The 12003-nt window shown below is 75.3% G+C and carries 8 protein-coding genes; 3 read left to right on the forward strand and 5 right to left on the reverse strand.

Translation table 11 applies throughout. The features are described 5' to 3' along the window. Positions 1 to 150: 150 nt before the first annotated feature. From HET64_RS13570 to HET64_RS13580, 3 genes are all read left to right on the forward strand, one after another. On the forward strand, positions 151 to 1578 hold the full coding sequence (locus tag HET64_RS13570) for an SLC13 family permease (RefSeq protein ID WP_215105207.1): 1428 nt from the start codon (positions 151 to 153) through the stop codon (positions 1576 to 1578). A gap of 165 nt (positions 1579 to 1743) precedes the next feature. Further along, on the forward strand, positions 1744 to 2949 hold the full coding sequence (locus HET64_RS13575; protein ID WP_215105208.1) for a glycerate kinase: 1206 nt from the start codon (positions 1744 to 1746) through the stop codon (positions 2947 to 2949). Positions 2950 to 3086: 137 nt separating this feature from the next. After that, a complete protein-coding gene (locus HET64_RS13580; protein ID WP_215105210.1) occupies positions 3087 to 3899 on the forward strand; it encodes a serine hydrolase in 813 nt (270 codons plus the stop codon). Positions 3900 to 4015: 116 nt separating this feature from the next. Here the strand turns inward: HET64_RS13580 and HET64_RS13585 are convergent, their stop codons facing one another. From HET64_RS13585 to HET64_RS13605, 5 genes are all read right to left on the reverse strand, one after another. Further along, complete coding sequence (locus HET64_RS13585) at positions 4016 to 5278, reverse strand: RICIN domain-containing protein (RefSeq protein ID WP_308370022.1); 1263 nt, start codon at positions 5276 to 5278, stop codon at positions 4016 to 4018. A gap of 171 nt (positions 5279 to 5449) precedes the next feature. Then, positions 5450 to 9223 (reverse strand): hypothetical protein, encoded by a 3774-nt coding sequence (locus HET64_RS13590; RefSeq protein ID WP_215105212.1) that lies wholly within the window; start codon positions 9221 to 9223, stop codon positions 5450 to 5452. Next, complete coding sequence (locus tag HET64_RS13595) at positions 9220 to 10116, reverse strand: type VII secretion system-associated protein (RefSeq protein ID WP_308370023.1); 897 nt, start codon at positions 10114 to 10116, stop codon at positions 9220 to 9222. The genes HET64_RS13590 and HET64_RS13595 overlap by 4 nt, the downstream gene beginning before the upstream one ends. Positions 10117 to 10379: 263 nt before the next feature. Continuing rightward, a complete protein-coding gene (locus HET64_RS13600) occupies positions 10380 to 11192 on the reverse strand; it encodes a type VII secretion system-associated protein (RefSeq protein WP_215105214.1) in 813 nt (270 codons plus the stop codon). A 44-nt stretch (positions 11193 to 11236) separates the two neighbouring features. After that, positions 11237 to 11995, reverse strand: coding sequence for a type VII secretion system-associated protein (locus tag HET64_RS13605; RefSeq protein ID WP_215105216.1), 759 nt, complete (start codon positions 11993 to 11995; stop codon positions 11237 to 11239). Positions 11996 to 12003: the final 8 nt, after the last annotated feature.

Here is a 12003-nt window from a genome sequence, read left to right on the forward strand (position 1 = left end):
CTTGCGGCCCGAGGCGCCCCCGGAACGCGAAGGGCCGCAAGGGGGGCGAGCGGGGGTGCGAGAGAGGTACGGGCCGCTCGACAAACTTGATGAAAAGGCCTTCACCGGACACTCATCAGGCGCTCACCCCGCCTTCAGAGGCTGTACAGCGTGCCTCTACCACTCCGGCAGACCGTCGGCCTCTGTGCCGTCCTCGGACTCTGCGCTCTCCTCGCCGTCCCCGGCGCAGCCCCCGGCCTCAGCGTCGACGGGCGGCTCTCCCTGGCCGTCTTCGCCCTGGCCACCGCCGCCTGGATCGCCACTCCGGTGGACGACGCCTACATCGCGCTCGGCGCGGGCCTGGCGCTGACGGTCACGGGGGTGATCAGCAGTGAGACCCTCTTCGCCACCCTGGGCGACGAGACGGTGTGGTTGCTGATCTGCGCCTTCGTCCTGGCGGCGGCCGTGACCCGGACCGGGCTCGCCGGCCGGGCCGCCGTCTTCCTGGTCGGCGGGGCCAGGACCGTGCGCCAGTTGGTGCACCTGACCACGGCCGGACTGGTCGTCACCGCGTTCGCCGTGCCGGCCACGTCGGGGCGTGCCGCCCTCGCGCTCCCGGTCTTCCTGGCGCTGGCCGCCGCCCTGCGCGAGCGCGGCCGTCTCGTGGTGATGCTGGCGCTGCTCTTCCCCACGGTCATCCTGCTGTCGGCCGTCGCGACCCTGATCGGCGCGGGCGCGCACCTGATCACCGTCGGGGTGCTCTGGGAGCAGACCGGGGAGCAGCTGAGCTTCGTGCAGTGGCTCGTCCTCGGGCTGCCGCTGGCCGTCGTCTCCTCCCATCTCGCCGCTGAACTGGTGCTGTTGACGACGACCCGACGGTCGGACCGCAAGGGTCCTGTCACCATCACGGCGGCGCAGATCCAGGAGCACTCCGAGACCGCCGTCGAGGGGCCGTTCAGCCCGGCGGAGTCCCGGTGCCTGCTCCTGCTGTCGACGGTCGTCCTGCTGTGGTGCAGCGAGCCCCTGCACGGGGTGTCGCCCGCCGTGGTCGCGCTGATCGGCGCACTGGTGGCGACCTCTCCGGCGCTGGGGACCGTGCGCTTCAAGGAGGGGCTGCGGACGGTTCCCTGGCCGCTGCTGCTGTTCATGGCCGCCACCATGGCGATGGGCGTCGCCCTCTCCGACTCGGGCGCGGCCGACTGGCTGGTGGGCTGGATACCCCTGGGGTCGTCCACGCCCCCCTGGGTGTTCCTGACCGGAGTGGTGGTCGTCAGCACGGCCGCCCATCTGGCGCTCCAGTCACGCTCCGCCCGGTCCTCCGTGCTGGTCCCGCTGGTGGTCGCGGCGGCGATCGGAGCCGGGGTCAACCCGGTCACGGCGGCGCTGGCCTCCACGGCCGCCGCCGGCTTCTGCCACACGCTGCCCTCATCGGCCAAGCCGGTCGCGCTCTTCGCGGATGTGCCCGGCACCCCGACCTACACCCCCCGTGACCTGCTGCGGCTGTCCGCGTTCCTCGCCCCGCTCAGCGCGGCCCTCGTCCTCACCTTCGCCCTCGCCGTCTGGCCGTTGCTCGGCGTGCCCGTCCTCCTGGAGAAGTAGGGCCTTTCGTTTGGATCATGCCGGGGCTCGCGGGGCCCGGCACGCACATCTGCCGCGTTGTCGTCCATCACCAACGCTCCCCGTTGCCTCGATCCTCCGCCTTCCAGCCGCACGCACCGGACCCCGCTCCCTGACCCGACCTGATCCGAACGAAGGGCCCCAGCCATGATCCACCGCACCCACCGCATCGCCATCGCCCCCAGCGGCTTCAAGGAGTCCCTCTCGGCCGCCGCGGTGGCCGAGGCCATCGCCGTCGGCGTACGGCGCGTGATCCCCGACGCCGATCTCGACCTCATCCCGCTGGTGGACGGCGGCGAGGGCACGGCCGAGGCGCTGGCCCTGGCGGGCGGCGGGCGGCTGGTCCCGGTCACCGCGACGGGCCCGGTGGGCGAGCCGGTCGCCTCGCACTTCGCGCTGCTGGGCGGGCCGGGGCCGCTGACCGCCGTCGTGGAGATGGCCGCCGTCGCGGGTCTCGCCCTGGTGCCGCCTGGCCTGCGTCACCCGGGCGCGACCACCACGTACGGCGTCGGTGAGCTGATCCGGGCGGCGCTGGACGCGGGGGCCCGGCGCATCCTCGTCGGCTGCGGCGACTCCGGTACGTCGGACGGGGGCGCGGGTGCCCTCCAGGCGCTCGGGGCCCGGCTGACCGACCGCCACGGCCGTGAACTGCGCCGGGGCGGCGGGGCGTTGCACGAGCTGGAGCGCATCGACCCGTCCGGCCTCGACCCCCGGCTGGCCCGCACGGAGCTGCTCGTGGCCTGCAACCCGTACAACGTGCTGTGCGGGAAGCGGGGGGTGGCCCGGGTGTTCGGGCCGCAGAAGGGGGCGACCCCGGCGGAGGTGGAGCTGCTCTCCGCGGGTCTGGAGCGGCTGGCCGACGTCCTCGCCCGGGACCTCGCCCCGGCCTTCACCCCGGCGACCGGCGTCCCGGTCGACCTGCGCACGGCTCCCGGCACGGGTGCGTCCGGCGGTCTCGGGGCCGGCCTCGCGGCCGTGGGCGCCCGGCTGCTGCCCCGTTACGACGTCCTGCTCGACGGCCTCGACCTCGACGCGCGTCTCGCCCGCGCCGACTTCGTGATCACGGCGGAGGGGGCGCTCGACCACCAGACCGTACGGGGAAAGATCCCGGCGGAGGTCGCCCGGCGGGCGCACGCCTCCGGGGTGCCGGTCCTGGTGCTGGCCGGGACGATCGGGCCGGGCGCGCAGGACGTGCGGGCGGTGGGCGTGGACGCGTACAGCTCGATCCTGCCCGCGCCGATGACGCTGGTGGAGGCGATCGGCAGGAGCGGGGAGTTCCTGGCCGACGCCACGGAGCGCGCGATGCGGATCATGGCCCTGGGCACCCGGCTCGCGCCGCTGGCCGCCGCCTGACGCGCACGCCCGGGTCCCGGGCGCCCCGGGGCCCGGGACGCGGCGGTGCGCGCGGCGGGCCATCCGGGGGCCGCCGCTGTCCCCGGCCTCCCGGGGCCGGGGGCGGGACGCCGGACGCGGCCGTTAGGCTCGGAGCCATGGAGAGCCTGCGCATCATCGACACCTGGCCGGTCACGACGGCGGCGGCCGCCGTCGTGCGGGCGGACGGCACGGTCCTCGGCACGCACGGGCCGGCCGACCACCGCTTCCCCCTCGCCTCGGTCACCAAGCCGCTCGCGGCCTACGCGGCTCTGGTGGCGTACGAGGAGGGGGCGGTCGAGCTGGACGAGCCGGCCGGGCCCGAGGGCTCCACGGTGCGCCATCTCCTCGCCCACACCAGCGGCCTGGCCTTCGACGAGCACCGGGTGACGGCCCCGCCGGGCGATCGTCGCCTGTACTCCAACGCGGGCTTCGAGGTGCTGGGCGACCACATCGCGAAGGCGTCCGGCATCCCGTTCGCGGAGTACCTGCGCCAAGCCGTCCTGGAGCCGCTGGGCATGACCTCGACCACCCTCGACGGCTCCCCCGCCCGCGACGGCGTGTCCACGGTCGCCGACCTGGTCCGCTTCGCCGCCGAGGTGCAGGCCCCTCGCCTGCTCGACCCGCGTACGGTCCTGGAGGCTCAGACTGTCGTCCACCCGGGCCTCAAGGGCGTCCTGCCGGGCTACGGCCACCAGAGCCCGAACGACTGGGGCCTCGGGTTCGAGATCCGCGACGCCAAGTCCCCCCACTGGACGGGCGGTTCCTCCTCCCCGGCGACCTTCGGCCACTTCGGCCAGTCGGGCACGTTCCTGTGGATCGACCCGGTGGCGGGCGCGGCCTGTGTCGCGCTGACGGACCGGGCGTTCGGCCCCTGGGCGGCACAGGCGTGGACGCCGTTCACGGACGCGGTTCTGGCCGAGCTGTCCTGAACCGCCCGCTGCGGCGGCGCACGATCATCTTCCGGACGAAGGAGCGACGCCCCCGTTCCCGTGGTGCGTAAGGCTGCACCGCAGGAACGGGGGCGTCGCTCCGCCGGAGCGGATCCTCAGACGATCCAACGATCGCCGAAGCCGCAGTTGGCGATTTCGAGCGCGGTGTCGTCCTTCGCGCTCGCGCCGCCGGTCGGACGCAGGCACAGGTCGTTGCTGGCCGCGTTACGGATCCAGTTGGTCCCGTCCCCGCGAGGGTCGAGCCACCAGAGCTGGTTGTCGCCGGTCGCGTTGCAGTGGAACTGGGTGACCTTCGTTCCCGCCGACCTCGCCCCGTAGTAGCCCAGGTCCAGGCACAGCCCGCCCTTGCTGTTGCGGATCAGGAAGAGGGGCGCGTTCTGGGGCCCGCCGTCCTTGTCCACGATGTCGAGGTTCCACAGCTGGTTGTCGGAGGTCGAGGTTGTGCAGGGATCCTGGTTGATAGGGCTGTCGACCTCGCCCTTGCCCCAGCCCGGGACGTCCACGCACTGGCCGGTCGCCGCGTTCTTGATCACGGTGTTCTGGACCCCGGAGCGTCCGTTGGCCCACTGGCGGAGCTTTTCGGCAGGCGTCAGCACCTTGGCCTTGACCTTGGGCTTCTTCGCGTCCTTGGACTTCTCCGGCGAGGGCGTCGGCGAGGGCGTGACCGGCTGCTGGTGGATCGCGGGCTCGACCGGCTTCTTCTCCTTCTTCTCCTTCTTGCTCGGCGTGGCGGAGGGGGCCGGCGACTGGCTGGTATAGGTCTCCGGAACCGGAGGGCGTTCGCTGTCCAGCACCGTGCCGGCCGCGTTCTCGGTCCGGGTGCGCTCGGGCTCGCGGTCGTCCTGCCCTGCCAGGAGGAAGGGCACCGCGATCAGGAGCGCGCCGACGATGCCGGCCGCCGCGAGCATCGGCTTCTTGGGCCGGCTGCCGGGCGGTTCGTCGCCCTCCTGCGAGCTCGCGCCACCGCCGCCACCGGTTCCGGTGGCGGTCGCCGCGGTGCCCGAAGCCGGACCGTCGGTGCTGACGGTCGCCAGCTCCGCGGTCGGAACGGAAGCCGACGACGCCGACGCGGAAGCGGCGCCGGACAGTGCCGCGGCCGGGGCGGCGGCGGGTTCGGCGGTGCTCTCCGCCTCGCCCCGGGGCGCGCCCTCGCGCGCCCCGGTCGCCTCGCCGGTCCTCGCGGCGTCCGGGCCCGTGGCGGCGTTCGTGTTCGCGGGGGTTCCGGACGCCGGGCTCTCCGCTCGGGTGGCGGCCTCCGGAGCGGCTCCGGAGGCGGGCGCGGCCGTACCGCCGGGCCGCTCGCCGCCGCCCGGCGTCAGTGCGCCGCCGGGGTCCCCGGGGGTTCCGGGAATGGTCACCGCTCGGCGGACCGATACCGATGAGCCGCCGGAGTTCCGGCCGTTCCCCGTGCCGCTCTTCCCTGTGCCACTCTCGCCGGTGGACGTGTCCGACCGCGTGGATATGCGGGAGGTTGGATCATGCTCTCGTGCCACGTAAAGTCCTCGCTCTCGTCGGGGTTCGTTGTCGCGTCACGGTCCTGCCCCCACAGCGCCCACGCAGCGCTCCGGCCAGTGGCCGGTGCCCTTGGGCGTCGCTTCGGGTCCGGACGCGACGGCTTCCAGCCGGGCGAGCACGGCCCGATCCCCCTCGGGATCGGGCGCGAGCGCCCCGGCAGGTCCGGTCAGTTCACGCAGATGGATCTGCACGCCGGGCTGCGCGCGGCGGACGGCCAGCACCCGGAAGAGCGTCCCGGGGGCGAACACGACCTCCTCCGGCCCGCGCTGCTCGGAGAACTGCCGCACGCGGCGGCCGGCCACCGACCAGATGACATAGGTGTCACCCGGCGGCGGTACGGTGCCGGCGTCCAACCGCACGGTGCTCAGCAGAGCCGCGTCGCGCAGCAGCGTCCCGGGACGCGGCGGGCCGGGACGGTCCGCGACTCCGGACGCGGTGGTGCCGCGCAGCACCGCGCCCCGGTAGGACGGCATCCGGTTCAGCGCCGAGGCCACGCAGGCGGCGTACGGCAGCAGGTCCAGCTCGCGGTCGCGCAGACTCCAGGTCAACACGCCGTGACTGAAGGGTCCTTCGGGAAGGTGCAGGTACATCCGCAGCGCGATGAGATCGGCGCGGGCCGCCTCCTGTTCCTTTCCGCGCAGCGCGGGCATCCGGGCGAGCGCCCGTGCGACGGCCGCGCCGTGCCGGTCCCACATGTCTCCCGCGAGCGCGCGGAAGGCGGTCCGCTCGGCCTCGGAGCTGCGGTGACCGGGGTCCAGCAGGATCGGGGGAAGCGGAGCCTGGATGACCTCCGCGCCCTCGTCCCCGTTCCCCTCTCCGTCCTCGGCCTCGGCCTCGGTCACGTGGCCGGTGCCGGCCGTGTCGGGGGCCTCGGGATCGGGAACGCCTCGGAAATCCGGTGCATCCGGTGCATCCGGTGCAGGCGGTACGTCCGGAAGCCGGGCGGCACCGGAATCCGACGAGGCGGTCGAGGTGAGCGGCGCCGTCGCGGGCACGGGGTCGGAGGATTCGGCCACTACCCGGTGCGCCGGTCCCGGCGGGGCGGGAGCGGGCTCCGGAGCGCGTACGTCCGTGCCGGCGGGGCGGGAAGCGGCCGGGGCGACCTCGGTGGAGCCCGGTCCGGTGGACGGTTTCGGGGTGGGGACGGCTGCCGGACCGTCCGGAACCCCGGAGATCCCCGGGGTTCCGGCCTCCGCCGGGGCCTTCTCGTTGTCCGCTTCCCCGGGGTCGGGCGCGAGGATCGTCGCGCCGCCCGCTTCCGGCTCCCCCGGCCCCTCGGGGGGCGCGGATCCGGCATCCGCGTCGGGGCTCTCGTCGCCGTCGGGGCCTTCGGGCACCCCAGGTGCGGGGTCCTTCCGCTCGGCACCGGACCGGCCCTGCCCGCCTTCCGGTTCGGAGCCGTGGGCCGCAACGGCGCCTTCTGCCGTGGCGGCGTGCCCGGTCGTCACGTCGGAGGCCACGCCCGCCTCGGCGCGTTCGTCCGGGCCGGAGGTCTCAACTGCTCCCCCGTTGTCGTCGCTTACGCTCCCGGCCGCCGCTCCCGCCCGGCCGGCCTCTTCGGGGCCGGGGGGCCGTACGGGGCCTTCGTCCCGACCGGCGGCGTTCGCCTCCGCCCCCGGGGCGTTCGCCTCCGGCTCCCGCGCTTCCGGGCGCCCGGCCGGGCTGGTGTTCCGCTCCGGGGCCCGGGGCGTCGGAGTGGCGTGGGTGCCGAGCACCGGGCCGGCGGTCGTTCCCGACGTGCGGGCCCGTCCGGCGAACCCCGTCGGAACGCGGTCGTCCGACCAGTCGAACGTGTCCGCCCGTCGCTCCCGCTCCCCGCGCGCCGCGCTCCTGCCGGACGCGCCGGACATGCCCGGGGTGCCCGAGGTGGCCGGCGTGCCCGAAGTACCCGGGGTGCTCGGCGTCGCGGGCGTATCAGGTGCCGAGCGCGCACCGGACGCACCGGGTCCGCCCGGCGTACCCGACGGGGCGGAGGCGGCCGGCGTACCGGATGTGCCCGCCCCCGTCGCGGCGCTCGCCCGCGTGCTCGCGCCCGGCTCCGTACCGGCGGACATCGCCTCCCTGAGCTGCCGTGCACGGTCCGTGCGCGCCGCTCTGCCCCCGATCTTCGCCGGCGGGGCCGGGGTGGACCCGGAGGTACGTCCCGGCTGCTGCGGCACCGCGGGCTGTCCGGACCGGGTCCGCGGGCCTTGACCGGGGCGCTCCGCAGGTCCGGACGACGCCGGGCGCCCGGTGCCCCGGACGTGAGGCGCCGGTGACAACGATGCCAGTCCGGCTGCGGCTCCGGACGGAGAGACGGCCCCGGCCCCGGCGGGACGGCCCGGGGCCGTCTGCCCGGACCGGACCGGGGCCGGGGCGGCGTGGCGCAGGGTACGCAGTCCGTACTGGGCCGCCAGCCGCCGCAGTTCGCGTCCGCCGTCGCGGGCCACACCGTGCACATGGAGGACCGCGCGGCCGCGCAGGTCCGGCGCCAGGGATTCCAGCACGTTCGACAGGACCGGCCACAGCGAGGCGTCGAGGAGTTCACCCGGCATGCCCAGCTCGATCACCGGGCCACCCGGGTCCACCCGGCGGGCGGTGGGAGAAAGCGCCGGGCCGCCGCGCGGCCCCACCCACATGCCGGCCCGGGTCACCGTGAGCTGCCAGTCATCGGTCAGACCGACCACGCCCTCCTCCGGACGCGCCGGCCCCGGCAGCGGAGGGCTCCAGCGCAGCAGCCTGGGCGGCCGGGCGCGGCCCTCCGCGTCCGGCGGGGAGCACCGGACCGCGTCCACGAACGGGATCCACGCCGGGGTGCCGTCCGGCGTCGCCAGGACCGACCGCACGGAGTAGGTGCCCAACAGGCCGGCGGCCGCGACGAGCGGCAGCCCGGTCATGACCTCCACCTCGATGTCCAGCCGGTCGGAGACCGACTGGGCCAGCGGCAGCAGATCGCGCCGCCCGCCGGGCACGAGCCGCACGTCGACCTGGACGTCGTCCGGGAGGGCTTCGAGCACCTCGGCGACCTCCTCGGCAGAGACGTCCTCGCCGAAGGGCACGCCGACCACCACGGTCAGGCGCCGGGGGTCGACCGGTACGGCGTGGTAGAGGTCGCCGGGCCGGGCCGGCGCGGCCCCGGACGGACGGACCAGCACCCCGGCCGGTATCTGCTCGACGACGCAGCCGCCCGCCAGGGCCGACGGCAGGCCGTTCAGCGCGGACTGCCAGGAGGGCTGCGGGCTGCGCGGGCCCAGCGGTTCGGGCCGTTTCCCCGGCGCGAACCGCCACCAGACGCCGGCCGGGGACTCCCGTCCGGCGCCTTCGACGGACGGGATGAAGAGGGAGCCGCCCGGCACGACGAGCGGCGGCCCGTCCGGCGCCTCCACCTCCATCCGCCAGGCGTCGGCGATGCGGCGCGCGGTGGCGGGCCGGCCCTCGGCGTCATGCCCCGCTCCGGGCATGACCAGCCGTACGCTGTCGACCCCCGACTCGCCCAGCGTGTCGAGCAGTTCGCTCAGCTTCGGCCAGAAGGCGGCGGAGCCCGCACCCTCGGCGCCCGCGATGACGGTCACGGTGTCCTCGTCCGCGCGCATGGTGCGGGCCAGGTCGGCGACGTCGGCCGGGGTGAGGGTGTCGTCGGAGAAGGTCCGCAGCAGCAGCATGCCGTCGTGGTCCTCGACCAGGAACCCCTCCTCGGCTCCACCGTTCGGTTCGGTGGAGGTGGTCGGCGCGGCGGCGGCACGGTCGCGCCCGGCACCGATGGAGGGTCCGGTGCCGCGTCGGCGTGCGAAGACTCCTCTGCCCTTCATGCCCGGGCCTCCGTTCCGGCCGGGGACGCGGCCGTTTCCGTCCGGCCGGGCGCGTCGGCGGCGAGCCGGTCGGCATCGGTCACGTGGACCGCCAGGATGCGCGGCGCGCTCGGCCCCTCCGGGCCGTCCGTGTCCACCGGGCGGGTCCCGCCGCGCTCCTGGGCGGCGATCTCCTCGGCCAACGCCTCCGTCTCCATGATCATTCCGGCCGGTCCGGTCGGGTTGAGGTAGAGGGAGTGCCCCTCGGGCAGCCCCGCGACCACGTCGGCCACCGGGACCAGCCGGGCGGCGAGCGATCCGAGGGCGCGGAGGTGGGCCGGGCTGGTGAAGACGGGCACCACGGGGTCGCCCTGGGCCGACCGGAGGGCCGTCGGCTCACCGTCGGAGCCGATGAGCACCGCGACCTTCGACGCGGCCAGGGCACGCAGGACCTCGCCGGCCGGCCCGTAACCGGTCACGGCACGCTGAACGGCGGACTCCACCGGGTCGGTGGCCCTGGGCCAGCCGAGCGCCGCCGGGGAGGGGCGGTAGTCCGCGTTGTCCTCCCACGCCACGATCGTCCCCGCGGCGTCGGTACGCCACCGGCCGGGAACCGCCCAGTCCGGCGGCGTCCCCTGCCCCGACCACGCGGCGTCGGCGACGCTCAGCCATCGGCCGGGCAGCTCCCGGGCCGCCTCGACCACCTCCGGGGGCGGCTCGGGCTGCGGACGGGCCGGGGCCCCCGGCCCGTCCGGGGCGGGGGCCGGGTCCGCCGGCCCACCGACGGCCGGAACCGCTTCGGCCGCCGCGGGTCCCGGCACCGGTATCGCCGGATCGTCCTCGGCTTCGGGGAGGGGCTCGGGTCCCGGCGCGGGAGGTATCTCCGGGACGGAGCTGTCGACGTACTCACTCACCGGCGGGCACTCCAAGAACAGAAGACATGAGCCATTGTCGCGAACTCACCCTGATCAGTTGACAGTCCGGCGGTGCGGACCGCCGGGCCGGACCCCTCGGCCGTGGAGCAGAGAGCCGGCGAGCGGGCGGCAAGCGGAATCACCGGCCACGCGAGGATTCCGCTCACGGATGAACCGTACCTGCACAAAGCGGAGTTGGAGGAGTCGGATCTGTACCGTCCTGCCCTGCCACCGCAGACCCGGCCGGCCGGGGGCCCGCGGGCTCAGCTCTCCTCCCGGAAGAACTCGGGCCGCTCCTCGGCGGATCCGGAGGGCCGGGGGGTGGTCTCGGAGCCGTCGCCGGCCGTCAGGCCGGAGGGCCAGGCGTCGGCCTCCTCCAGGCGGGCGAACTCCTCCAGCTCGGCCCGGGCCGCCAGCAGGGCGCTCGCCGTGACGAGTTGCCCCACCGGAGCGGACGAGCTGAGGACCAGCACTTCCTTCCCCTCGGGCAGCCGGTCCAGGAGGTCGGGAACCAGCATCGTCTCGTGCGGCGGCAGCCTGTTCTGGTCCAGTTCCGGCGAGGGCGGGAAGACGGGAACGGCCTGGGTGCCGTCCTGCGCGTCGGTGACCGCCAAGCCGCCCACCTCGTCGAGGCACACGGCGACTTCGGCGTCGGCGACCATCAGGGCGAACAGATCCTCCGAGGCGTACCCGGTGGCGACCAGTTGCACGGCGGCGTCCACGGGGCTGACCGGCGGGGCCCAGCCGTGTGCGTCGGGCGACGGGCGGTACTCGGCGTTCTCCTCCCACTCCACGATGTCGCCCTCGGTGTCGCTGCGCCAGCGCCCCAGGACCGCCCAGGGAGGCGTGGGCTCGTCCTCGTCGCCGGTCCAGTGCCGGTCGATCACGGACAGCCAGTGGTCGGGGGCCGCCTTGGCGGCCTCCACGTAGTCCTCGGGCGGCTCCCGGAACCCCGGTTGGCCCCGCAGCACGGCGGACGGGCCGCCCTGGACACCGGAAGGGCGCGGTCCAGAAGCAGCGGGCCCGTCGGCGGGGCCGTCGGGCTCGTGGTCCGGTGCACCGGAAGGGCTCGTCATCGGGGCAACTCCATCGGTTCGCTTCGTGCGTCGTACGGGGGCGGTCAGCTCTCGGAGCGCGCGGAGGCTTCGCGGCCGGTCTCTTCGGCGGGGTCCGGGAGCGGGGCGGCGGGAAAGGAATCCGGCCCGTCAGTCTCGGTGGCCGAGGACTCCGGGTCGTCGGCCCCGGCCTCGGTGGAGCGCCGCGGTTCTTCCAGCGTCGCCCCGGCGGCCTCGTCGACCGCCCGGCGCAGGGCGTCGGTCTCGACGGTCATACCGACCGGCCCGGAGGGGTTGACGTAGAGCAGGTGGCCCTCCGGCAGACGTTCCATCACCTCGGTGACCGGCACGAGTTCGTAGCCCAAGCGGCCGGCCGCGTGCAGATGAACAGGTGAGGAGAAGACCGGTACCACCGCGGTCCCGTCGGGTGAGACCGCCGACAGCGGTACGCCGCCGGGCGCGAGCAGTACGGCGACCTCCGCCGTGGCCAGCGCCCTGGGGACCGCCTCCCCCGGACCGTACCCCGTGGCGGAGAGCTGCACCGCCTCGTCCACCGGGTCGGTGGGGGCGGGCCAGCCGAGCGCCTGGGGCGAAGGCTGGTACGCCTCGTTCGGCTGCCACTCCTCGATGTCGCCGTCCGGACCGGACCGCCACCGGCCCACCACGGCCCATTCCGGCGGATCGCCCTCGCCCGCCCATGCCGGGTCGAGCACGCCGAGCCAGTGATCGGGAGCGAGCCGGGCGGCCTCCCTGATCTCCTCGGGAACCGGCGGCGCGGCGTCGTCGCCGGTCGCGGCCGGTCCTGCGGCAGTGCTGTCGTTCATGGATTCCT

It is taken from the genome of Streptomyces sp. McG3, from assembly GCF_018619185.1.
Lineage (GTDB): Bacteria > Actinomycetota > Actinomycetes > Streptomycetales > Streptomycetaceae > Streptomyces.